This window comes from Pseudomonas sp. Ma2-10 (assembly GCF_054330215.1).
In genome coordinates, this window is record NZ_JBTEYL010000002.1 from 449,119 (window position 1) to 473,319 (window position 24,201).

The 24,201-nt window shown below is 60.1% G+C and carries 19 protein-coding genes and 1 pseudogene; 5 read left to right on the plus strand and 15 right to left on the minus strand.

The genetic code is table 11. The annotated features are described in order from the left end of the window. The first annotated feature begins 47 nt into the window (after positions 1 to 47). The 3 genes from ACXPVS_RS04745 to ACXPVS_RS04755 all read left to right on the plus strand — a co-directional run bounded on the left by ACXPVS_RS04745 (position 48) and on the right by ACXPVS_RS04755 (position 4,541). Positions 48 to 977, plus strand: a complete 930-nt coding sequence (locus ACXPVS_RS04745; protein WP_458508886.1) for a LysR substrate-binding domain-containing protein — start codon at positions 48 to 50, stop codon at positions 975 to 977. Between the two features lie 9 nt (positions 978 to 986). Then, entirely contained in the window at positions 987 to 3,062 is a 2,076-nt protein-coding gene (gene recG / locus ACXPVS_RS04750) for an ATP-dependent DNA helicase RecG (RefSeq protein ID WP_458508887.1), read from the plus strand. 78 nt (positions 3,063 to 3,140) lie between these two features. Continuing rightward, entirely contained in the window at positions 3,141 to 4,541 is a 1,401-nt protein-coding gene (locus tag ACXPVS_RS04755; RefSeq protein WP_458508888.1) for an HDOD domain-containing protein, read from the plus strand. A gap of 52 nt (positions 4,542 to 4,593) precedes the next feature. Here ACXPVS_RS04755 and ACXPVS_RS04760 read toward each other — a convergent pair whose 3' ends face one another. After that, positions 4,594 to 4,977, minus strand: a complete 384-nt coding sequence (locus ACXPVS_RS04760; RefSeq protein WP_458508889.1) for a helicase — start codon at positions 4,975 to 4,977, stop codon at positions 4,594 to 4,596. A 587-nt stretch (positions 4,978 to 5,564) separates the two neighbouring features. On the opposite strand from ACXPVS_RS04760, the gene ACXPVS_RS04765 reads away from it, so the two are divergent. Together ACXPVS_RS04765 and ACXPVS_RS04770 are read left to right on the plus strand one after the other, a co-directional pair. Beyond that, positions 5,565 to 5,948 carry a DUF6124 family protein gene (locus tag ACXPVS_RS04765; protein WP_458508890.1) on the plus strand — a complete coding sequence of 128 codons (384 nt, stop codon included), beginning with the start codon at positions 5,565 to 5,567 and terminating at the stop codon, positions 5,946 to 5,948. A 276-nt stretch (positions 5,949 to 6,224) separates the two neighbouring features. Next, positions 6,225 to 6,521, plus strand: coding sequence for a lysozyme inhibitor LprI family protein (locus tag ACXPVS_RS04770; protein ID WP_458508891.1), 297 nt, complete (start codon positions 6,225 to 6,227; stop codon positions 6,519 to 6,521). Here the strand turns inward: ACXPVS_RS04770 and ACXPVS_RS04775 are convergent. From ACXPVS_RS04775 to tssH, 14 genes and pseudogenes are all read right to left on the minus strand, one after another. Then, entirely contained in the window at positions 6,466 to 7,881 is a 1,416-nt protein-coding gene (locus tag ACXPVS_RS04775; protein WP_458508892.1) for a M23 family metallopeptidase, read from the minus strand. The two genes, ACXPVS_RS04770 and ACXPVS_RS04775, sit on opposite strands and share 56 nt — an antisense overlap. A gap of 23 nt (positions 7,882 to 7,904) precedes the next feature. Then, positions 7,905 to 8,342 (minus strand): hypothetical protein, encoded by a 438-nt coding sequence (locus ACXPVS_RS04780; protein ID WP_458508893.1) that lies wholly within the window; start codon positions 8,340 to 8,342, stop codon positions 7,905 to 7,907. Positions 8,343 to 8,369: 27 nt separating this feature from the next. Continuing rightward, on the minus strand, positions 8,370 to 9,713 hold a 1,344-nt coding region (gene tssI / locus ACXPVS_RS04785; RefSeq protein ID WP_458508894.1), incomplete at its 5' end, for a type VI secretion system tip protein TssI/VgrG. A gap of 1 nt (position 9,714) precedes the next feature. Then, a pseudogene (gene tssI / locus ACXPVS_RS04790) lies at positions 9,715 to 10,533 on the minus strand (type VI secretion system tip protein TssI/VgrG); the annotation flags it as partial. 28 nt (positions 10,534 to 10,561) lie between these two features. Further along, positions 10,562 to 11,563 carry a serine/threonine-protein kinase gene (locus ACXPVS_RS04795; protein ID WP_458508895.1) on the minus strand — a complete coding sequence of 334 codons (1,002 nt, stop codon included), beginning with the start codon at positions 11,561 to 11,563 and terminating at the stop codon, positions 10,562 to 10,564. Next, positions 11,560 to 12,288 carry a PP2C family protein-serine/threonine phosphatase gene (locus ACXPVS_RS04800; RefSeq protein WP_458508896.1) on the minus strand — a complete coding sequence of 243 codons (729 nt, stop codon included), beginning with the start codon at positions 12,286 to 12,288 and terminating at the stop codon, positions 11,560 to 11,562. Before ACXPVS_RS04800 ends, ACXPVS_RS04795 begins: the two co-directional genes overlap by 4 nt. Further along, on the minus strand, positions 12,288 to 15,827 hold the full coding sequence (gene tssM / locus ACXPVS_RS04805) for a type VI secretion system membrane subunit TssM (protein WP_458508897.1): 3,540 nt from the start codon (positions 15,825 to 15,827) through the stop codon (positions 12,288 to 12,290). The genes ACXPVS_RS04800 and tssM overlap by 1 nt, the downstream gene beginning before the upstream one ends. Positions 15,828 to 15,840: 13 nt before the next feature. Then, entirely contained in the window at positions 15,841 to 16,716 is an 876-nt protein-coding gene (gene icmH / locus ACXPVS_RS04810) for a type IVB secretion system protein IcmH/DotU (RefSeq protein WP_458508898.1), read from the minus strand. Between the two features lie 5 nt (positions 16,717 to 16,721). Then, positions 16,722 to 18,053, minus strand: coding sequence for a type VI secretion system baseplate subunit TssK (gene tssK / locus ACXPVS_RS04815; protein ID WP_458508899.1), 1,332 nt, complete (start codon positions 18,051 to 18,053; stop codon positions 16,722 to 16,724). Positions 18,054 to 18,055: 2 nt separating this feature from the next. Then, positions 18,056 to 18,556: a type VI secretion system lipoprotein TssJ gene (gene tssJ / locus ACXPVS_RS04820; RefSeq protein WP_458508900.1), complete on the minus strand. Its 501-nt coding sequence runs from the start codon at positions 18,554 to 18,556 to the stop codon at positions 18,056 to 18,058. Between the two features lie 11 nt (positions 18,557 to 18,567). Next, positions 18,568 to 19,758, minus strand: coding sequence for a type VI secretion system-associated FHA domain protein TagH (tagH, locus tag ACXPVS_RS04825; protein ID WP_458508901.1), 1,191 nt, complete (start codon positions 19,756 to 19,758; stop codon positions 18,568 to 18,570). 17 nt (positions 19,759 to 19,775) lie between these two features. Then, positions 19,776 to 19,916, minus strand: a complete 141-nt coding sequence (locus ACXPVS_RS04830; protein ID WP_008030659.1) for a hypothetical protein — start codon at positions 19,914 to 19,916, stop codon at positions 19,776 to 19,778. 93 nt (positions 19,917 to 20,009) lie between these two features. Then, a complete protein-coding gene (locus ACXPVS_RS04835; RefSeq protein WP_458508902.1) occupies positions 20,010 to 21,530 on the minus strand; it encodes a sigma-54 interaction domain-containing protein in 1,521 nt (506 codons plus the stop codon). 10 nt (positions 21,531 to 21,540) lie between these two features. Then, a complete protein-coding gene (tssH, locus tag ACXPVS_RS04840; RefSeq protein WP_458508903.1) occupies positions 21,541 to 24,195 on the minus strand; it encodes a type VI secretion system ATPase TssH in 2,655 nt (884 codons plus the stop codon). Positions 24,196 to 24,201 lie beyond the last annotated feature (6 nt).

Genomic DNA, 24,201 nt, shown 5'->3' on the forward strand with positions numbered 1-24,201 from the left:
TCGATTGCAGCCGGTATGCTTGGCCCGCAACTTCATGGACGCTTGCTATGACTCTTACAGAATTACGCTACATCGTCACCCTCGCCCAAGAGCAGCACTTCGGCCACGCGGCCGAGCGTTGCCATGTCAGCCAGCCGACCCTGTCGGTGGGCGTGAAAAAGCTTGAAGACGAACTCGGTGTGCTGATTTTCGAGCGCAGCAAAAGTGCCGTGCGCCTGACCCCGGTCGGCGAAGGCATTGTCGCCCAGGCACAGAAAGTGCTGGAACAGGCCCAAGGCATTCGCGAGCTGGCCCAGGCCGGCAAGAACCAGCTGACCGCACCGCTGAAAGTCGGCGCCATCTACACCGTCGGCCCGTACCTGTTTCCGCACCTGATTCCACAACTGCACCGGGTCGCCCCGCAGATGCCGTTGTACATCGAAGAAAACTTCACCCACGTGCTGCGCGACAAACTGCGCAACGGCGAGCTCGACGCGATCATCATCGCCCTGCCGTTCAACGAAGCCGACGTGCTGACCCTGCAGCTCTACGACGAACCGTTCTACGTCCTGATGCCGGCCCAGCACCCATGGACCCAAAAAGAGTCCATCGACGCCGCCCTGCTCAACGACAAGAGCCTGCTGCTGCTCGGCGAAGGCCACTGTTTCCGCGATCAAGTGCTGGAAGCCTGCCCGACCCAGGCCAAAGGCAACGACGGCGCCAAGCACACCACGGTGGAATCCAGCTCCCTGGAAACCATCCGCCACATGGTTGCGTCCGGCTTGGGTATCTCGATCCTGCCGCTGTCGGCGGTTGACAGTCATCACTACGCTCCCGGCGTGATCGAAGTGCGTCCACTGACACCTCCGGTGCCGTTCCGCACCGTGGCCATCGCCTGGCGTGCGAGCTTCCCGCGGCCGAAAGCGATTGAAATCCTTGCTGACTCCATTCGCCTGTGCTCGGTGGCCAAGCCGCAAGCACCGATGGTTACGGCCTAAGTCGCTGCCATGACCGAGTTGTCGCAAATGTCGGTGACGGCACTCAAGGGTGTCGGCGAAGCCATGGCCGAGAAGTTGGCCAAGGTCGGACTGGAGAATCTCCAGGACGTGCTGTTTCACCTGCCGCTGCGCTATCAAGACCGCACGCGCGTGGTCCCGATCGGCCACTTGCGACCCGGGCAAGACGCGGTGATCGAAGGCACCGTCAGCGGCGCCGATGTGGTCATGGGCCGCCGCCGAAGCCTGGTGGTGCGCCTGCAGGACGGCACCGGCGGGCTCAGTCTGCGCTTCTACCATTTCAGCAATGCCCAGAAAGAAGGACTCAAACGTGGCACGCGCATTCGCTGCTACGGCGAAGCACGGCCCGGTGCGTCGGGGCTGGAAATCTACCACCCGGAATACCGCGCCATCACCGGCGACGAGCCGCCGCCGGTGGACGAAACCCTGACCCCGGTTTACCCGCTCACTGAGGGCCTGACCCAACAGCGCTTGCGTCAACTGTGCATGCAAACCCTGACGATGCTCGGCCCCACCAGCCTGCCCGACTGGCTGCCGACCGAACTGGCCCGGGACTATCAACTGGCGCCGCTGGCCGATGCGATCCGCTACCTGCACCACCCGCCGGCCGATGCCGATGTCGACGAACTCGCCCTCGGTCATCACTGGGCGCAGCACCGCTTGGCTTTCGAAGAACTGCTGACCCATCAACTGTCCCAGCAGCGCTTGCGCGAGAGCATGCGCTCCCTGCGCGCGCCGGCAATGCCGAAAGCCACCCGGCTGCCGGCCCAGTATCTGGCCAACCTCGGTTTCACTCCGACCGGCGCCCAGCAACGAGTCGGCAACGAAATCGCCTACGACCTGAGTCAGCACGAACCCATGCTACGGCTGATCCAGGGCGACGTCGGCGCGGGCAAAACTGTAGTCGCCGCCCTCGCCGCGTTGCAGGCGTTGGAGGCCGGTTACCAGGTCGCGCTGATGGCACCCACCGAAATCCTCGCCGAGCAGCACTTCATTACCTTCAAACGCTGGCTCGAACCGCTGGGCATTGAAGTCGCGTGGCTGGCCGGCAAGCTCAAAGGCAAGAACCGCGTGGCCGCACTGGAGCAGATTGCCAACGGCACACCGATGGTGGTCGGCACCCACGCGCTGTTCCAGGACGAAGTGCAGTTCAAGAACCTCGCACTGGCGATCATCGACGAACAACACCGTTTCGGCGTGCAGCAGCGGCTGGCCCTGCGGCAGAAAGGTGTCGGCGGGCGGATGTGTCCGCACCAGCTGATCATGACCGCCACACCAATTCCCCGGACGCTGGCCATGAGCGCCTACGCCGACCTCGACACCTCGATCCTCGACGAACTACCGCCTGGCCGGACCCCGGTGAACACCGTGCTGATCATCGACTCCCGGCGCGTCGAAGTCATCGAGCGGGTGCGCGGCGCCTGTGCCGAAGGACGTCAGGCCTATTGGGTGTGCACGCTGATCGAAGAGTCGGAAGAGCTGACCTGCCAGGCCGCCGAAACCACCTACGAAGACCTCACCGCCGCCCTCGGCGAGCTGAAGGTCGGGCTGATCCACGGCCGCATGAAGCCCGTCGAAAAAGCCGCGGTCATGGCCGAATTCAAGGCCGGCAACCTGCAACTGCTGGTCGCCACCACGGTGATTGAAGTCGGCGTCGACGTGCCCAACGCCAGCCTGATGATCATCGAAAACCCCGAACGCCTCGGGCTTGCGCAATTGCACCAGTTGCGGGGCCGTGTGGGGCGAGGCAGCACCGCCAGCCATTGCGTGCTGCTTTACCATCCGCCGCTGTCACAGATCGGTCGTCAGCGGTTGGGCATCATGCGCGAAACCAACGACGGGTTTGTCATCGCCGAAAAAGACCTTGAGCTGCGCGGCCCCGGCGAAATGCTCGGTACGCGTCAGACCGGCCTGCTGCAATTCAAGGTCGCTGACCTGATGCGCGACGCCGACCTGTTGCCCGCCGTGCGTGACGCCGCCCAGGCGCTGCTGGAGCGCTGGCCTGATCATGTCAGCCCGCTGCTCGACCGCTGGCTACGTCATGGGCAGCAATATGGCCAAGTGTGAGCACCGTCGCAGTTTCTGAGCCACCGTTCTGAGCAAGCTGGTTATACTCCTGCCATTGTTTTAAAACGGATACAGACCATGACCGAAGCTGCCCTCGCACCCGCCACCCCGCACGCTCCGTCGGTTATTCGGCTGATGCTGGGCAAATTGGGTATCGCCTACGAAGAAGTCCTCGACCACCACGCACTGAACGCCGCACGCAAAGTGCAGGCTGTTCTGCTCGATGACACCGTGGGCACGCTCATGGTGCTGTTCCCTCAAAGCCAATTGCTGGACCTCAATAGCCTCGCCGAGCTGACAGGCCGCCGCCTCACCGCCGTGTCGACCGAGCGTCTGGTAAAAATGCTCGGCAAACACAACCTGAGCCTGCTGCCCGGTATGCCGGCGCTCACCAGCTCACCGTGCCTGTATGAAGAAAGCCTGCTGCGCGAGCCGAAGTTGCTGATCAACTCGGGCGAGCCGGGCGTGTTGCTGGAAGTCACCCGCGAAGACTTCAAGACCATGCTGACCAAGGCCAGCGCCGCCAACTTCGGCGAAGCGCTGACCCGCATTCGCCCGAACCTCGACCGCCCCGACGATGACCGTGAGGAAATCACCCAGGCCGTCCAGGCGTTCACCGCGCGGCGCATCCAACAGCGTCTGGAAGCGACCATCGAGATTCCGCCGCTGGCCGAGACCGCGCAGAAAATCATCAAACTTCGTGTCGACCCCAACGCCACCATTGACGACATCACCGGCGTCGTCGAAACCGACCCAGCCCTGGCCGCACAGGTCGTGAGCTGGGCGGCGTCGCCGTACTACGCGTCGCCGGGCAAGATTCGTTCAGTGGAAGACGCCATCGTGCGGGTGCTGGGTTTCGACCTGGTGATCAACCTCGCGCTCGGCCTGGCCCTGGGCAAAACCCTGAGCCTGCCCAAGGACCATCCGCAACACACCACGCCGTACTGGCAGCAATCGATTTACACCGCCGCCGTCATCGAAGGCCTGACCCGCGCCATGCCCCGCGCCCAGCGCCCGGAAGCCGGCCTGACCTACCTCGCCGGCCTGCTGCACAACTTCGGCTACTTGCTGCTCGCCCACGTGTTCCCGCCGCACTTCTCGCTGATCTGCCGCCACCTGGAGGTCAACCCGCACCTGTGCCACAGCTACGTCGAGCAACACTTGCTGGGCATCAGCCGTGAACAGATCGGCTCGTGGCTGATGCGCTACTGGGACATGCCCGAAGAACTGGCCACCGCGCTGCGCTTCCAGCACGACCCGGGCTACGACGGCGATTACGCCGAGTACCCTAACCTCGTGTGCCTGGCTGTGCGTTTGCTGCGCAGTCGTGGGATTGGGTCTGGTCCGGATGAAGACATTCCAGACGCCTTGCTGGAGCGCGTCGGCCTGACTCGCGACAAAGCCAACGACGTCGTCAGCAAAGTGCTTGAAGCCGAAGTGCTGCTGCGTGAACTGGCTTCGCAATTCACCCAGGCCTAAAAGCATCGCGGGCTTGCCCGCGATGAATCCTCCTCGGTCTAAATGACAGACCTCAAGCCTTGGCTTTGGCCTTCCTCGGCTTCAAATACTTGGTCAACCCCTGAAACCAGATCACCAGCGCCGGGTTGCCCTTGATCTGAATCGACTTGTCCTGAATCCCCGTCATAAACGCCAATTGCTTGTTCTTCGCCTGCATCGTGGCAAAGCCATACGCCGCGTCTTTAAAAGCAATCGCAAACGCAGGCTCGGCATACACGCCCGACTTGCTGGTGATGCGCTGATCCTTCACAAAGAAATGCCGCGCCACTTTCCCGTCCAGGGTCTGTAGCTGGAACACCAACTCCTTGTCACCCAACTGCTGCTGAAACGCAGGATTAGTCCGACTGGCCCTACCCATCAACAAACCCAGCATCCACAGAAGAAAACGAAATTTCATGCGTGCAGCCTCAAAAGGAAAATGAACGGCCGGCGCAGTGTAGCGGCTTCAAGCAAGAACGCCACTGCCTGGTTGCGTTTGAAGAAGATGCAGTGCTTTTTGACGCCAATGACTACCAAGTCACGCCAACCTGATCATTATCACGCGCAGCAAAGGAATGCATCCCGTGACGCTCCGCGTCACCTCCCGACACCGTCCCTACACCTGAAGAAACACAATCCTGTAGGAGCTGCCGAAGGTTCGGGCCGCGTTCGGACGATCTTTTGATCTTGATCCCCTCAAACCTCTCGGACATTTCCGTCAACATGCCGGGCTGTCTGTGAACTAGGCAGTCGTAGGTATCACCGATAGTCTCTGGTGGTCGCCGCAAAATCGGTGACACGGACGTGCAAGTCCGCCTCGGCATGCAATCGGTTATGGCTATTCATCGAGCGTTTTCTTATGCTCGCGAATTGTTATGGCAGCTGTGTGTGGGAGACCTTCGGGTCTGCCGGTTTACCGAGTCGGTCTTGCACACCTATGCACAGCTGCCACCTCCTTCGAAGCAAGCGAAACGGTGTTAGCTCCTAAATCTCGGTATTACTCCTATGATCAAGCCAACACCTAACCCCCCCGAACACGAAGACACATCCCCCTACGAATCCTTAGATTCAAAAAAACTCCACGAAGCCGCCGAGCGCGCCCTAGATCTTCACCTCGGCACACCTGCGGATAAAAAACCTAAACGTCGCAATGGCGACCTCTTCATCGTCGCTCCCGACCTCCACACCGAAACCGTCCTGGCCAACGCCTCGGAAGACCTGCTGTCCATCAGCGCCATCGCCGCCGACCTGGCCGACAGCGTAGAAGGCTCACGCCGCTCCGTCGCACTGGCACTCAGCAGAATGGCGGTCGGTGTGCATCTGTTAGTGGAGCGAGCTCTGGACCATATTGATTCGCCGGATCCGGCGGAGCATCGGGCTAAGACGTAGCAAGAAATACGAAGGGGACTGACGTCCCCTTCTTCATTCCAATGCATTGTCACGTCTGCACTCCGAGCTTTAAATGCAGTGACTTGCCTTGACCGATTCCACCCCCCTTCAATCCAATCCACCATCACCTGCTTCTCCAAAGGCAGCCGAGAGAATGCACGCTGCACGGCCTGACACTGCTGAACGCCGCCAGGAAAGTTCCAAAAGCACGAAAAAGCTGAAAATCACCATGCATCTACGCATACTTGTGCCGCACTTTCAGAATGGAATCTTCAAATGCCTTTTGCCTTACCCCACCCTATCCTTATCCACACCATGATGCTGGCCAGTATGGCTTTTACCACAATTGCTGCCGCCAACAGTTTCGACTGTGCCAATGCTGCGACACCTACAGAAAAGGCAATATGTTCTGACCCATACACGCTTGGATTGGATCGTAAATTGGGGAAGGCATGGAAAACAGCAAAGGCAACAGTGAAAGACACCGTGATGCTGAAGGCTGATCAACGCCAATGGATTAAAAACCGCGACCACTGCGCTGCCGACTTTCATTGTTTGCGACGCAGTTATTAGCAACCAACTCAAGATTTCCGGCCACGGGCCCTCCAACGGGTTTTCCGTTTGTTGGATCTGTCGGCGCCTGGAAAATAGGCAGTCGCTTTGTGGCTTGGGCTTTGACTTTACCTTGCCAGTAATTTGGTCTTGTGCGCTCCGGTATGGCATCTGCTACCCAGATGCGATCACCTTTCGAGTTTCTGTAAGGATCGCCGTCTTTCATATAAGCGAACCAGACCTCACGACCTACGTTGCGTACTTTATGAGATCCATTTTTAACGCTACCGGACAGGATTTTCCCTTTGGCGTAAGTAAGGTTGCCAACGTCTTTCTGGTCGACGATCTCCAGTTTCGTACCGTTAGCAAGCTTTCCGGGCGAAGCGATCTGGCTTGATAAAGGTGCTTCGTCGTACGCCTTGAAGTCACCTACTTTCATAGTAATTTTTGGCTTCGGCTTTTCCTGAGGCGTTAGCGGATACCGTTGATAAGGCAGCAAGTGCATGTAGAGACTGTAGAAGTTCAGGGTATTTTGCTTACCTTTATTCGAACCTTCTTCCGGATTTGGCGCCGATTTGTATTCATGGCGCACCAAGCAAAACGAGTTGGAGTACTTCAGTTTTTTCTCGTTATCACCGAAGGTCGACTCCAAATAATCGTCATTAAGGCGATAGGCAACGACTTCTCCATCCGCCATGCAGCGTATCGGCTCATTCAATACACATTGCGGAGCACTTGCATCGCTGATGTGAATGCCGCCATGCCAGAATCTATTGCTACCCAATAGGTAATGCCCTGATTTTTCGCTCTCAAGCGCTTTGTAAACATCTTCTGCATCAGTGAACTGCTTACCATCTGCCTTTCGGAATGGGTATTGAAAGTTCATCAGTGGTGTAGGCCCCTCATTAGGTGAAGAAGCCGGAGCGGCCGCAGGACTTGCGGCTGCTTCCTGTTGGCTCCACCACACTTCAGGGCTAATGAGGTTCCCATTGGGACCCTTCATTTGATAGTGAACATGACGTGGATATTGGGTCACACCATTCGGCCCCTTCCCCCCCATTGTTCCGATCTCGTCACCTGCAGCAACGGTTGCTCCCTGACTTACCATGTGACTGCTTGTATGCAAAATCTCATGACTGTTGCCGTCCGCATCTTTTATTTTTATCGTGCCATAGTTCCCACCAGTAAATGTGACTGTGCCTGCAATTGGCGCATAAACTTTTGGATTCTGCAGATTGATGCCATTTTGGCCACCAATATAATTAAAATCTGTCCCTCCATGAGGGCCACTCGCACGTTGCTCGCCATAGACTCCCGTTATATGAGGCTGGTGGCCATCAACCGGGGGCAGAACACGGAGCATCACTTCATTGAAAGACATATAACTTCCTTTTTAAATTTCTATCAAAGCGAGTAATCTTGAACTTCATCCAAAAACCAACACGCTTCCAACTTAAATATATAGAAAACCTGGTAGTCTGTATCTGGCTTTTCAATTTTTACTTTTGCAATACCGTTGGACACCTCTAGAACTTCAACTTCAAGACCGTCCGCAGTTCGTTTCTCTTTTCCAGGAACTATAGGGAACTTCAGCTTTTGTTTCTCCAAAAAAACTATTTTTTGCTCTGGCTCAGGTTCGGCGTCTACCGTTATTAATTTTTTCAAGGGAGTATGAGTAAACTCCTGCTGCACAGAAGAGCTCTCCAAATAAGAACCTAAAAAAGCTGAAAAAACCTTCGACGGGCATGAACTTACATCAGCTCCGCCTGCAATCGCATTGCTTGAAAAAAGCCCGAACGCTGATATAACCAGTGCGAGAGTGAAGCGCAATTGACATTTCATAAACAGATCCTTGAGTTGAATTATTAATCACTCAGAAAACACAAAAAAAGCCTTCGGTTTAACCTTCTCAGGCGGCGCATTCAACAACGCCTGATCCATCAAACTCCCCGCCTTATCCTGATCCGCAGCTCCCGGCAGCACTGGTGGCTTAATCCCGATCTCCGTCCCACTCCCCGCCGAACCACCGGCATTAATCTTCACCACCGGCCCAACCACCGTAATCCCGCCGGCATCGAGCTTGATGAAGCTGCCACCCGCCTTCACGGTGAGTTCCATCCCGGCTTTGATGACAATCTTGTCCCCAGCCTTAAGATGAATCTCTTTCCCAACGCTAGTCAGTTGCGCACTCCCCAACTTCACATGCTGGTTCTGCCCAATAGTCAGGTGGTCATCCATCCGCGCTTCAGTCTTGCGATCCGCAATCGTGGTCCGATGCTCTTCAGCCTTGAGTTCGGTGTAGGTGTTCTTAACCACCGTGTCGTGCCGTTCGTTACCCACACGAATCTTCTGGTCGTGCTCAACGTTTTCATCCCAATCCCGCTGAGCATGAATGAAGATCTGCTCGGCACCTTTCTTGTCTTCAATCCGCAATTCATTGAACCCGCCGCCGCCCGGTGAGCTGAGGGTTTTGAACACAGTGCGGGTTTTGTTCGCCGGCAATTCGTAGGGAACCTGGTTTTCTTTGTGGTACAGGCAACCGGTCACCAGTGGCTGGTCGGGATCGCCTTCGAGGAAGGTCACCAGTACTTCCATGCCGATACGCGGGATGGCGATGGCACCGTAGCGGTCACCGGCCCAACTCGAAGAGACGCGCATCCAGCAGCTGGTTTTGTCGTCGGCCTGGCCTTCGCGGTCCCAGTGAAATTGCACCTTGATGCGGCCGTACTGGTCGCAGTGGATTTCTTCGCCTTTGGGGCCGGTGACCATCGCGGTCTGGCTGCCGAGGACGCGCGGTTTCGGGTGTTGCAGGGCCGGGCGGTAGAACACGTCCCACGGGGTGGCGAGGAAGCGGTTGCGGTAGCCCTGGTGGAAGTCGTCCTTTTTGTCGGTGGTGTCGCTGGTCACGGACTCTTCGAGGACTTGCGGCTGCTTGCCTTCGTGGAAGATTTCGGTGAGCAGCCAGAGGTCGTTCCACTCGCTGCGCGGGTGGTCGGACATGTCCAGGAAGTGGCCGCTGACCAGGGTGGTCTGATCGCTTTTGCCTTCGGCTTGGCGGTAGTCGGCGCGGTGGCGTTCGAGGGCGCGTTGGCTGAGGAATTTGCCGCGTGCGCGGTCGATGAAGCGGCCGGGGTAGTCGTAGTCTTCGAGGTCCGGGGCGTCGCTTTGCGCCTCGGGTTTGTAGGCGGACTCGAGTTGCAGGCGTGGTTTTTCNTTGGCTGAGGAATTTGCCGCGTGCGCGGTCGATGAAGCGGCCGGGGTAGTCGTAGTCTTCGAGGTCCGGGGCGTCGCTTTGCGCCTCGGGTTTGTAGGCGGACTCGAGTTGCAGGCGTGGTTTTTCGAAGTCGTAGTCGCGGCGGGTGACGCGGCCGGTGCAGGTTTCCAGGCGCAGTTTGAAGCCTTTGATCACCGGTTCGTCGGCGACCATGCCGCTGCCTTGGACGTAGGCGGTGGGTTGGCCGAGTTTCGGGAATACGGTTTGGTCGTCGCCGAAGACCAACAGATGACCTTTGGCACTGTGCTGGAAGTGGTAGTGAATGCCTTCTTCTTCGCACAGGCGCTGCACGAAGTGCAGGTCGGTTTCGTCGTACTGCACGCAGTAGTCGCGGTCCGGGCAGGGCTGGCTGAGCTGGAAGTTGTAGGCGTTGCCCTTGATGCCGTGCTCGTCGAGGATCAGCGCGATGATTTTTGGCGCGGACATCTGCTGGTAGATGCGCTGGTTGGTGCGGTGGTGCAGGTATTGAAGTTGCGGCACCAGGGAGATTTTGTAGCGGGTCAGGCGTTTGCCGGCATCGCCTTGGGCGACGCGGTAGATCTGGCCGTGGATGCCGCTACCTTTATCGTCCAACGCCAGAAACGCCTGTTTGTGCAGCAGGGTTTCCAAGTCGAGGTCGGGGTTTTCGCTGACCAGTTCCAGGTCGAAGCGATACGGCTGGCTGATGCCTTCGGTGCCGGTGAACGACAGCACTTGCAGGTCGCCTACATAGTCTTCGACGGTCAGGCTGAAGTGCGTTTCGTTAGCTGGGTTGAACATTGCTTGCTCCCTGTTCGGTAGTCATCCGTTACGCCCGACGTCGCAGGCGTTGCAGCAAAGACGAAGTGGCGCCCATGGCGTCACGCAGTTGTGCGGCGGTGATGGTGCGCTTGGCCGCATCGAAAGCCAGCGCCGTTCGCAGGGCTGGCCAGCAGTGTTTCGGGAGATTCCTGGGGGCGTGCAGCTCGCGTTCGAGGTGGCCGTCGCGGGCCTCGGTCGAGGGCAAGCGACGGAACGGGTGTTTGCCGCCCGCCAATTCGTAGAGCACGCAGGCCACGCCGTAGACATCCGCACTGGCCGACAGCGGTTGGCCTTCGAGCAGTTCGGGGGCAGCGTAGCCGGGGGTCCAGGCGTTGAAGCGGTTGCGGCTCAGGTGCGGCAGGCCAGGCAAGATGCCCTCCTCGGCCTGGCCCAGACCGAAGTCGAACAGGCGCACGCCTTCTTCGCTGAGCATCACGTTGCTTGGCTTCATGTCACCGTGCAGCACGCCGCGAGCGTGGGCGTAGGCCAGCGCGTCGAGCAGCGGCAGCGCGATGTCGCGCAGTTCTTTCCACGGCAGGCCCAGCGGCCGTTCGCAGAGTAATTTGTCCAGGGTCAGCCCACGCATGAGTTCCATGGTGATGAAGGCGCGCTGGCAGTCGGTGTCCACTTCAAAGCTGTGCAAACGCAGCACGTTGTCGTGGCGCAGGCGTCGGGTCAGGGCGAACTCGCTGTAGAGCAAGGCGCTGGCGTCCGGCGATTCGGCAAATTCTTCGCTGAGGATTTTCAGCGCGATGTAAGGGTCGGGATCGCCGAACTGTTCGTTCAGCAAGTCCCGTGCGCGGTAAACCGCGCCCATGCCACCGGCACCGAGCAGGCGCTCGATGCGGTAACGGCCTGCGAGTACGTCGGGCATTTCGCCGACGCTGGCCTTGGTCGGCGCCAGCGCAGGTTCAGCCTGATGGGATTTGGCAAACGCAAAGTAAGTCAGGTTATTGGCTTCCTCGTCGGTCACCAGCAGGTCGTCGAGCGGCGGCATGAGTTGAGTCATTGTCGGATCACCACAGCAGTCAAGTTGTCCCGGGCCGAGCCACGCAGAGCGCCGTCGAACAGACGCTCCAACGCAACGTGCGGCGCGGTCAGGCTCAGGGCGTTGCCCAAGGCATCGGTGCTCAGCCCCTGGTACAAACCATCGCTACACAACAGAAACGCATCGCCGGGGTAGACCTCGAGTTCGAGCACATCCAGCGTCAACTGCTCGGCAGCGCCGACCGCTCGGGTCAGCGCGTGAGCGGCAGGATGCGCTCGGGCATCCTCGACGCTCATGTTTTGCTCGTCGATGAGCTGTTGTTGCAACGAATGATCCTTGGACAGCTGATACAAACGCTGGCCACGCCACAGGTAGCAACGGCTGTCGCCGGCCCAGATGCAGGCCGCGCGATGACCTTCTACCAGCAGCGCCACCACGGTGCTGCCCATGATGCTGTCGTGGCGCCCGGCCGTGACGGTCAACTCCTGACCCAAGCGGCGGTTGAGCCAGTGCAGGCACTGGCGTATGCCTTTGAGTCGTTCGTCGAAGTCGTCCTGCACCGGCAATTCCGCCAGGCTGGCGACGATCAACTGGCTGGCGATGTCGCCACCCTGATGACCGCCCATGCCGTCCGCGACCACCCACAGCCCCTGCTGTGGACAGTCGAGAAAAGCATCTTCGTTGCGCGCCCGAACCTTGCCCGGATCGGTACGCGCAGCGCTGCGCCAGGGACTGGCCACCAGCATCAGAGCCGCACCGGCATACGGAAGGTACGCAGCACGCCCATGTCGAACGGGTTTGGTGTGCGCTGGCTGCTGAGCAGGTAATTGGCGCGTAGGCCGCCCACGTCAGCTTTCAGTACCAGCACATCGCGACCGCTCAGGTACTCGGTCTGCATCAAATCGAACAGACGGAACAGCGACCACGGGCCAGTGTTCTTTTCGATACCGATCGGGCGGCCAGCCATTTTGTCGAGGACCAGGCTGGTGCGACCGTCTTCAGCGTCGGTCGGCCATTTGAACGACACCGGCACGATCGGGCCGTGGCGGTATTCGATGGTCTTGTCGCCAAACTTGAACTCGGAACGGCTGACTGCCGGGTCGAGGGTGTACGGCTCCAGTTTGAATTGCACTTGTGGCTCGGCCGGATTGATCGAGAAGAAACTCTGGCGAATCACTTGTGCCGCGGCCATCTGGTCGAGGTAGACCTTGGAGATCGGCATGCTGTGACCGTCGATGCTGCGCAGACGGTAGTTGCCAGGATCGCCACTCACGAATGGACGCATGTAGGTATCAAAGAAGCGATCGGCAATACCCTGGGCCTTGAAGAACTCGCGGAAGTCACTGATCGCAACGTCGCTGGTGCTGTGGGCGCTGAACGGGTAACGCTTGTTGATCGCCTTGCCATAGAAGCTGTACAGCTCGCTCTGATAACGCTGGTTCAGGTACTGGTAGGAATCGTTCAGCACCAGACGCCAGGTGTCTTCAGCCAGTACGTTGAACCACACGCTGACCGGACGCGGCAGACGGTTCGAGGCATTGCGCAAGTTGCTCAGCGCATCACGCTGGCCGCTCATGCGGGTCTTGGCCATTTCGAACGCAGCCTGATCCGGAGAACTGGCACGTGCCAGGCTCGCCAGTTGGAGTTGCAGGTCGTTGAGCGCCGCGAGCGCCGGGGTCAAATCAGCGGCGGGGCCGTTATTGTCGTCCAGCAAACGGTGCAGCGGTTCGAAGCGACGTTGCAGGGATTTCTTCGCGGTGTCGGGCAGGTTTTTGATCGCGGCCATGTCCGAGGCTTGGCCCGCGGCGGCAGACGCCAGTTTGCCCAGCTTGCCCAATTTGCCTTTCTGATCTGCCAGCGCTGCAGCGGCATCAGCCGCCTGATCAGCCGGATCGGCGTCGGCCGCAAAACGCGTGTTCTCGCGCACTTCCACCAGCAGTTGCAGCACTGGCGAGTTGGCGGACGTCAGGCCCGCCAGTTGGTCGGCGCCCTCGCCCGCATCGTTGATCGGTGGCAGGGCGACCTGGCCGACCGCTTCGCTCCAGAAATTGGCGTAGTCACGGAAGTACAGTTGCTCCAGTTCGACCATCAGGCGACGAAGGTCCATGCCACTGATGCCCGAGCCTTCGCCCAGCACCCAGTTGTCACGCAGGATATCGGTGACCAGCGCACGGCCCTGAACCGAGAAATACTGCTGATAACCCTGCTGGGTGTAGAAACCCGGGATCACGTATTCGGTGCCGACAAACAGCGAGGCCTGTGGACCGATGTGTTGGCTCAAACGGTATTCCGGCAGGTTGCGAGCCTGCTCGCGCAGCATCCGGTAAACCACGTTGGCCAGCGACTCGCTACGCAGGACCTGACGCGCTTGCGCCACCAGTTGATCGTTCAGCGGGTAGATAAACGACTGCTTCAGCAAACGCTCGAAGTGCGTGTTCAAACCGTTCTGCACCGACGTGTTACCGGCATAACGCAGGGACCAGTCAGTGGCGACCCAATCCTTGAGCCATGCCGCATCGCGGCGATCCTTCATGTTCAACATCAGGTACGCACGCAGGCTGTTAAGCAGGCGTTCGCGGTCCTTCATGTTGGCGCGGATCTGCCCTTCCAGCAGCGTTGCGACCCGTGGCAGCAGTTGCGCTTCAAGCTCACGCTCGTAGGCCTCCTTGACCACCGGATTAACCGCTTCGCCTTGGTACAGACCGCCACGTTCGTGGTACGACACGTCACCTTTTTTCGGGAAGACCTGAGTCGCCGCGTAGCGGGTGTCGAGGGTCTTTAGCACCGCCATGGAATCATCACGGGCGGTCAACACCGAACGCGATTGGGTCCAGTTTTGTGCCAGGGAACGCAGGTTTTCCAGACGCTCGTAGTTGGCGGAGAAACCGCCAGCCCACAGCAGACCGAACAGCCCCAACGCCGCCAATGCGCCCACGTACAGAGCACGCTGGCCCCAGTGGATGCGACTGCGTTCGCGTTTGTCCAGGCCCGCCAGATCGGCTTCCGGGAAAATCACGCGGCTGAGCAAATGGTGGATGAACCGCGAACGACCGCTGCGCAGGGTTGGTAGCGTACCGGCGTTAATGCCCAGATTTGCGCCGATGCTGGCGGCGGTCTCGTCCATCTCTTGAGTCAGGTGCGGCGCGCTGGTCAGGTAAAAACCGCGCAACTGGCTAACACGCTGGTATCGGTTGCCGGTGAACGCCATGTCGACGAACAGGCACAGACGCTCGCCGATCTGCCCCAGTTGATGCGGGAAGTCGAGGATGCGACCACGGCGCTGGGTGTCGCGCTCCTGGTGCATGCGCATAATCACTTGGCTGTTGAGGCGACGCAGCAGTTCTTCAAACTCGGCGCGCAGCACAGTCACATCGGCGCCGCTCTGCTCTTTGCGGAAGCTCGTACCGAGCACCTGATCGCTTTCTTCGCGGGTCAGTTGATCAAAAAACTCGTCGAACCCGAGCAGGCTGTCAGCCTTGCTCAACACCAGGTAAACCGGCACATCGACGTGAAGCTTCTGATGCACTTCCTGCAATCGTGACCGCACCTGGCGCGCCAGGGTGTCGAGGTCTTCCTCGGTTTTGCCCAGCAGGGTTTCCACCGGAATGGTCACCAGCACACCGTTCAACGGACGATTGCGGCGACGCTTGCGCAGCAGGTCGAGCAAGGTGCTCCAGGCGCTGCCATCGACTTCGGTATCCGGCTGGGTCAGATAACGCCCGGCGGTGTCGATCAACACACCGTGGTCGGCGAAATACCAGTCGCAATGACGCGTGCCGAGGGTGTCGCGGGTCAGTTTGCGGTCGATCTTGTTGATCGGAAACTCAAGGCCCGAGAAGTCCAACAGGCTGGTCTTGCCGCTACCCTGCGGGCCGATCAGCAAGTACCACGGCAAATCGCTGCGCCAGCGTTCGCTGCGACCGCGATAGAGGCTCGAAGTCTTCAGGGTTTTCAACGCATCCTTGAAACGTACGCGAAGCTCTTTGTGCGCTTCGTCGATCAACTCTTCACGGCGGATACGGTCCTGGCCGTCTTCGGTGTCTTCGATGGCTTTCTTGCGTACGCCAGCGCGCCAGCTGACGAAGACCATGGTCAGGCCCCAGATCAGGAACAGCGCACTGATGGTCAGCAGGCGGGAGGTCGAACCTTCCCAGAACTTGTAGTCATTGACCGCCAGCAGCGGCCCGACGAACCACACCAGCAGCGCGACGAACAGCACCAGCAGCAAGGTCCAGACCCAGGTCTGACGCAAGAATGCGCCGACTTTCTTGAAAAACTTTTTCATCACACGTCCCTGTTTACGGCTGCGACTGCGGCTGAACCGCGGCCGGATCAAGCTGCTGATAAGGTTGCAGAACGGTTTCGCGTTGCTCGCCCAATACCCAGGCGAAGCCCGAATACATCACCACCAGACAAACCACGGTGAACAGCACCACCATCCACGCCGGCACGATGCGCACCAGACTGCGGCGCTGATCGTTCAAGCCTTCCCAATGGGGCGACAGTTCGCGAGGTACGTCGCCGCGCAACTGACGAATCTGGCGATACAAGGCGTCGCGGATGCCTTCGAGCTCGAGCATGCCACGCGCTTGCACGCGGTACTTGCCCTCGAAGCCCAGCGACAGGCATAGGTACATCAGCTCCAGCATTGGCAGGTGCTTGACCGGGTTTTTCGACAGGCGATCCAGCAGCTGGAAAAACTTTTCGCCGCCGAAGGTTTCGTTGTGGAAGCTGCTGAGCAGGCTCATCTGCGACCATTCGCTTTCGTTGCCCCACGGTGTGGTTACGACGGCTTCGTCGAGCACGGTGCAGAGCACGTAACGCGCGGCCATCACCTGGCTACTTTCAGCGCCGTTGTGCAGCGCCCGCACTTCAAACAGCTTCAGCCCGGCCGTCAGTCGCTCGTTGAGCGCGTACATGTCTTCGCGGGTGTCGCTGTGCTTGAGCCGCACCACTTCCGACAACAGGTCGGACGCTGCGGCCACCAAGGCGTTGAGGCTGATGTTGAAGGCTTCGGCCGGGCGCAGGCGCGCGGCATAAATCATCCGTTCTTCGAGCTGTTCAAGACGCGGCGGTGCGGCGAAATCTGTCAGCGGACTCGAAGCAGGGCCATGGCCCTGGCGGTCGAGCAGGACGGTTTTATCGTCCTGATTGTGTTCCATGTCCTTGATCATGTCGGTCAGTTCCTGATGGCCCAGAATTTCAGTTCAAGCTCGGCAAATTCGCCGGACACATGGAACGCGAAGCCGCCGGAGCGCTCGAGTTGTGCCAGGTCTTCGGAACTGAGTTCGAGAATGAAATAGGTTTTGTTGGAGTGGAACGCGATCTGCCGCGGGGCGACCGGCAACGGTTTGACCTTGATGCCCGGCAGATGCAGATTGACCAGTTGGCGGATGCGCTCCACCGGGCCGACCTTGAGGTGCGCCGGCAAACGATGGCGCAGTTCTTCGGAGTCGCAGTTGGCACTGGCGGCGAGCACGAACGAGGCTGAGCCCAGCAGTTTGTGGTCATGCAACGGCGAGACGATGATCCCGTACTGGCGTGCCTGCAGGACCAATTCGATGGCGTGCTGTTCGAGCACCATCGACAGCACCTGACGGATCGCTTCCATCAGCTTGCGGAAACTCGCACCCTGATCGCTGTGCTGGTAACGGCTGTCCAGGCGCGGGCGTTTGCTCTCGCTGGAAAACGTCGCCAGATCGCCGAGCATGGTCAGCAGCGTGCGGTACAACTCTTCCGGGTGAACCTGTTCCAGGCCGAGGTAGTGGCGCAGCAGCAGTTCGGTGCGGTTGATCAGTTGCAGCATCATGAAGTCGCCGACTTCCGCGCCACCGACTTTGCCGTTCGAGCGGATGCGCTCGGCGATGGTGTCGCCACGGTGGCCGAGCATGCTGATCACTTCTTTCAAGCACGACAGCAGGTAGCTGGACGAATGCGCCTGAATGTAGGTCGGCACGAAATCCGGGTCGAGGCTGATCACGCCGTCGGGCGTGGTGTCGAGCACTTCGCAGATTTTCAGTTTCACGTAGGCCTGGTCGCTCTGCTGCTCGCCGAGCAACAGTTTGAAGTCCGGGCGGCCGCAGGTGACCTGGCTGGCGGAATCGTCGCCGGCGTTGGAGTCGGCGACTTCCGCTTCGTACGCGGTGTAGCGCGCCAGCACGTCGGACTGCTCCGGACGACGCGACTCGATGTGGTTGCCGGTGACCAGTGGCAGCGCCAGGTAGATCGGCGTGTTACCGGTGTTCGGCGGCACGTCGAGCGCCAATGGTTCGGTGTTGCCGCCGAGTTCAAACAGGCTGCCGTCCGGCAAAATCCCCGAGGCCTGGCTGATCACCAGTTTGCCCATATTGAGGAACTGCAAGTCGATGTCCAGGTTCAGGAAGCCCCAGGTGTAGCTGCCCAGCAACTGCGTGCGGGTCTTCATCTGGTGGTCGTAGTAGCGATCGTTGTGCTGGAAGTGCTGCGGACGCAGCAGCATGCCTTCCTGCCAAATCACTTTATGGGAATTCATGATCAGTCATCCGCCTTGGCGAGCGTTTCGTTGCTATTGCGAATACCGGCCTGGTCGAGGGTCAGGTCCGCGTTGGTGACTTCCACCGGGGTGACTTGCACCGTGTAGCGCCATTTGGTTTCCGGCAGATCGCGGTAGGCGGCAAGGATGCCGACGTAGCGACTGCCCTCCTCCACGCTGAGTTTCATCTCCACGGTTTCACCTGGACGAAGTTCAATTTCTTCGCTGGCCACCAGGTCCGGGGCCAGGGATTCCTTGGCGCGCTCGTACAGGCTGAAAAAGTCAGCATTCTCGAACGTCACCGGATGCTTGAGCTCTAACAGACGCACAACGATCGGCGATGGACGCCCATTGAGGTCCGGGTTCAGCTGATCGCTGGCGGTCAGCTTCAGGTTGAGCTTGGTGACGTGGGAATACGGCGACAGTGACGAGCAACCGGCCAGCAGCACCAGGGCCGCGAACGCCGTCAGCGTCTTGAAAAAAGCGGTCGAGCAGCGAGACATGCGCATCATCCTTAGTGGTCGGTGTGAAGGGTGGAAATCAGGCGGATCTGTTCTTCGTAGGCTTGAGCGAAGTCGCGGGCCAGCAGGCGCTCGCTCCAGTCATCGTCCTGACGCAGGGCCTGGTGGTAACGACCGTAAGCTCTCCAGCGGCTGCCGGATGTGGCGAGCAACGGCTTGTTGTCGCGCTCGAAACGCAGGGTCAATTGCTGTGGCGAAAAGTGCTCCAGCGTGCTGCGAACGGCGGCGCGGCTGGCGGTGAGCAACGCCACCTGATGCGCCTGCAAATCGCGGAACGCACGGGAGATTGCTTGCTCGGCCGGCAACTGCCCCGGCTTGTTCGGCTGCAACAAAATGCCCAGCGCTTCACCGGCATCCACGGCAAATTTCAGCGGGTTCTTTTGGGTGCCTTGCACGGTGGTCTGGGCCAGACGCAGTTCGTTTTTCAGTTCGCTGCGGGTGCGCAGGCTCTGCTGCAAACCGCCGACGCTTTGCTTGAGCAGGCGCGCAGCGTTCAGTGCCAGCGCTTCGCGGGCGTCGTGGTCGAGGCCTTTTAGGTCCACGCCCAACGCGGCACCGAAGTGCTCCCAGAAACCTTCGCTCTGACGTTCGACCGTTTTGGGCGGTGGTGCAGGAGCAGGCTCTGCGGGTGCGTTAATCAGCTCCGGCACCATCAGGCTTTCCATGTCGATGCGCGCATAGTCCGCGCGCTGACGGGTGTCTGAGAGGGTCGTGCCCGGGGAGATCAGTTCGTCGAGTTCCGAGTACACGCGCTCTTGCTGATCAAGCGCATTGAGCGGGTCGAGAGCGAGAAACGCATCGTCCGGAATGATGCTGCCTGCCGCTTGCGGACGGCCGACTTCAACGTCGAAGGTCGCCGGGTCGCGCACCAGCCGCGCACAGATCTCGAAGTCACCCAGCACGTAGACATTGCCATGCTCGATGCGCATCGCTTCGCCCTTGCGCAGGCGCGCGCCGCTTTCGCTGTCCTGGATACCATTGCTGCTGGTGTCGGTCAGGAAAAACGTGCCTTCGCGGTAGCTGATCAACGCGTGGTGGTTGGACAGGTGACGCTTGCGGTCGGGGATGATCCAGTCGCAATCCTCGCCCCGACCGATGACGCCACCGGCCTGTTTGAAGGTCTTCTGGCACAAATCCGTGGGCACGAACTGCTTGGTGTTCAGCATTTCGAAAACCAGTTCCATGGTGATGCTCCTTGCGGTCACTTGCCGCGATTGACCGCCTGCGGATCACCCAATGGGCGATAGGTGTTGTCGTTGAATTTGTAATTGCCGCTACAGCCGCCGAGGCCGCATAGAACGACGAGGGTCAGCAGGACGGCTTGCCAGTGACGAACAGACATCAGAGGGTCTCCAGGGGTAGACAAAGTACAAAGCGTCGACCCGTTTGGGCGGCGCCATCAGAAGCGGACAAGGTGAAGTCGACGGTCGGTTGCCTAACCATCGAAATCACCCAAATTGATATTCAGGCGCCCGAGGCGGTACAGCAGGGTGCGACGTGGCAGCCCGAGTTCGCGGGCGGCGAGGGTCTGGTTGCCGTCGTTTTTGCGCAGGCACTCGAGCAGCAGACTGCGTTCAACCTGCTCCAGGCGTTCGCGCAGGTTCAGGCCGCTGCTGTCTTCCGGCATGGCTTCCATGTGCAGAGAGAAATGTTCGGCCAGTAACTCACCGCCCTCGCACAGCAGCACCGCGCGTTCGACCAGACCTTTGAGTTCACGCACGTTGCCAGGGAAGGCGTAACCGGACAGGTGATCCAGCGCCGCCTCGGACCAGCACACCGCATCGCGCTGCAAGAACGAACACGCCTTGTCGGCAAAGTGCCGGGCCAGGTCGAGGATGTCGCCTTCGCGCTGACGCAGGGCCGGCAACTCGATCGGAAATTGCGCGAGGCGGTAGTACAGGTCCTCGCGAAATTTTCCTTCGCTGACCAGCACCGACAAATCACGGTGAGTCGCGGCGATGATGCGCACGTCGATCTTGTGCGTGTCGTTGGAACCCAGTGGGCGAATCTCGCCCTCCTGCAGAACCCGCAACAGCTTGGCTTGCAGGGACAACGGCATGTCGCCGATTTCATCGAGCAGCAAGGTGCCGCCGTTGGCCGCGTCGAACAGCCCGGCACGGTCGCGATCAGCACCGGTGAAGGCACCTTTGCGATAGCCGAACAGTTCGCTTTCCAGCAGGTTCTCAGGGAACGCCGCACAGTTCTGCACGATGAATGCCTGAGACCGGCGCGGGCCGCAATCGTGAATCGCCCGCGCGACCACCTCCTTGCCGGTGCCGGTTTCACCGCGCAGCAGCACGGTATACGGGCTGTGCAAGACTTTACTGATCAGCGAATAGGTCTGGCGCATGGCCAAACTTTTGCCGATCAAACCGTAACCGCTGGCGCTCGAGACGCTGGCCTTCGCCGGTCGTGCCTCACCGATTGGCTGACGCAGACGTTGCAGCAAATGCAGTTGGCCGAGCACGAACGAACCCAGTTGACTCAGGGAGTCGGCGAAGCCTTGCAGGTCGATGTGCCGGCGACTGGCGCACAGCAGCAAGCCTTCGACGGCTTTCTGCTGATTGACCAGCGGCACACATAACAGCGACTGCCAAGGCGCAGCCTGAGGCGGCAGGAAACTGGTTTCGTGCAAGCTGCCGCTCAGCTCGCTGAGGCACACCACACGGCTCTGGCACAGGGCGAATTGCAGCAGTTGCTCACCGTTGTAATCCGCCGGCAGGCTCGCCGCTTCCCGGGGTTGCAGGAGGCCGTTGAGGCATTCGGCGTTCATCCCCAGGCATGTGTGAGTCGCGTCCAACAGGTACAGCTGCGTCAACTCACAACCGCTGAGCTCGGCCAACCCGCGCACGAAGTCACCCAGCAGCGCAGCACCGTCCGCCGCACGCGACAAGCTGGCGAACTGCGCCAGCAAGGCTTCGGCATAGACCAGCGGTTGCGGCACTTGAGTGAACATCACACCCACCTCAGGCGAACTCGCACGTCACGCTGGCGTTGCCGTCGAGCGTCGCGTGGACACGCTTGAGGCTTTCGCCCGTGGCCATCGCATCGAGCAAGCGGTCAGCCACCAGCGGCAGCACATGCAGGTCCAGCAAATGGTCGATCAGACGCGCGCCACTGTCGCTCTGGGTGCAGCGATCCGCCAGGTGATCGACGAGGTCTTGCGAGTAAGTGAAATCCAGCTGACGACGGTTCAGGCGTTCGCCCAAACGGCCGAGTTTGATTTCGATCAGCTCGCGCAGCACCGGGCCACCGACCGGGTAGTAAGGCACCACACGCATGCGCGCCAGCAGTGCCGGTTTGAAGTGTTTGCTCAGCACCGGGCGAATGGTTTCTTCGAGTACTTCGGCCGACGGTCGCGCACCGTTTTCACAGAGCTCGGCGATGCGGTCGCTGCCCAGGTTCGAAGTCATCAGGATCAGCGTGTTGCGGAAGTCGATCTCGCGGCCTTCGCCGTCGTTGGCCACGCCTTTGTCGAAGATTTGGTAGAACAGGTTGAGCACGTCCGGGTCAGCTTTCTCGACTTCATCGAGCAGCACCACCGAGTACGGTTTCTGGCGCACGGCTTCGGTGAGCATGCCGCCCTCGCCATAACCGACGTAGCCCGGCGGCGCGCCGATCAGGCGCGAGACGGTGTGCTTCTCCTGGAACTCGGACATGTTGATGGTGGTGATGAAACGATCACCGCCGTACAGCAAGTCCGCCAGGGCCAGCGCGGTTTCGGTCTTGCCGACGCCGCTCGGGCCGACCAGCAGGAACACGCCGACCGGCGCATCCGGTTTGTTCAGGCCGGCAGCGGTGGCGCGCATCGAGCGGTCCAGCGCATGAATGGCTTGTTCCTGACCCCGGATGCGAAAGCGCAAGTCGGTGGCGAAGCTCGCGACCTTGGCGTTGTGCTCGCGGGCCAGTTGGGCCAATGGCACACCGGTCCAGGCGCTGATCACTTCGGCGACTAAGCGCGGGCACACTTCGAAGCTCACCAGACGTTCTTTGACTTGCAGTGCCGTCAGGGTTTTGTGCGTTTCGTTAAGCGCGGCTTCCAGAGCTTCGACGGTTTGAGTTTCGTCGACTGGCGCTTCGAGAGTTTCGATCACGGTGCCTTCGGCATCGTCTTCCACCGTGACAGTGGGCTCGACGGCGGCAGCGTCGCGGGCCTTGGCCAGTTGCTGACGCAGATCCAGCAGGCGCTCTGCCAGTTCTTTCTGCTCGGTCCAAAGGGTTTCCAGCGCGACCCTTTCATCTTCGGCGGCAGCCAGGCGATCTTCCAAAGCGTCCAGCGCTTCGTGATCGATCAGCAAACCGGCTTCGGCATCACGGCGCAGGGCCTGACGCTGACGGCCACCTTCAGCCAGTTCACCACGCAGGCGTTCAAGGCTTTCCGGGGCGGCGGCGAGGCTGATGCGCACGCGGGCGCACGCGGTGTCGAGCACGTCGACGGCTTTGTCCGGCAACTGACGGCCGGCGAGATAGCGAGCAGACAACTCGGCCGCCGCCACCACAGCGTCGTCGCGCAGATAGATGCCGTGGCTCTTCTCATAGACCTGAGCCAGGCCACGCAGGATGGTCACCGCTTCGCTGACGGTCGGTTCGTGCAGTTGCACTGGTTGGAAACGACGGGCCAGGGCCGGGTCTTTTTCGAAGTACTTCTTGTACTCCGCCCAGGTGGTGGCGGCGATGGTGCGCAACTCGCCACGGGCCAGGGCGGGCTTGAGCAGGTTGGCTGCGTCGGAACCGCCGGCATTGCCGCCCGCGCCGATCAGGGTGTGGGCTTCGTCGATGAACAGGATGATTGGTTTTGGCGAGGCTTTGACTTCGTCGATCACGCCTTTGAGGCGACGTTCGAACTCACCTTTGACGCTGGCGCCGGCCTGCAACAGGCCCATGTCCAGCGACAGCAACTCGACGCCTTTCAAGGCTTGCGGCACTTCACCAGCGGCAATGCGCGAGGCCAGGCCTTCGACAATGGCGGTTTTACCGACGCCGGCTTCACCGACCACAATCGGGTTGTTTTTGCGGCGACGGGCAAGGATGTCGACCATCTGGCGAATCGCGCCATCGCGGCACAGCACTGGGTCGAGTTTGCCGTCGCGGGCCTGTTGAGTCAGGTTGTGGGTGAAACGCTCCAGCAGCGATTCACCGGGCACAGCGGGTTTACCGGTGGCCGGTTGTTCTTTCTGCGACAGGGCAAATTCTTTCAGGCGCTCGATGTTCAGCTTGGCCAGCAATGATTGGTAGCGGCTGCCGGCGTAGCGCATCGGGTTGCGCAACAGCGCGAGAATCAACGCGGCTTGCTCGACCTGGCTCTGGCCCAATTCAAGGTTGGCCACCAGCAAGGCGTCTTGCAGCCATTGCACCAGTTCCGGGGCGAACACCGGGTTGCGCGAAGCGCTGTGTTCGACCCGCGATTGCAACGCGGCGTTCAGCTCACCGGCATCCACTTCGGCGTCTTGCAGCGCGCGGGCGAGCAAGCCTTGCGGGCGCTCCAGCAAGCCCAGCAGCAAGTCTTCGACGAGGATCTTGCTGCCGCCACGGGCGACGCAGCGTTCGGCCGAACTTTCCAGGTCACGACGGGTTTCGGCGTCCAGCGCCTGGATAAGTTGTTGCAGGTCTACGTTGATCATAGGTCT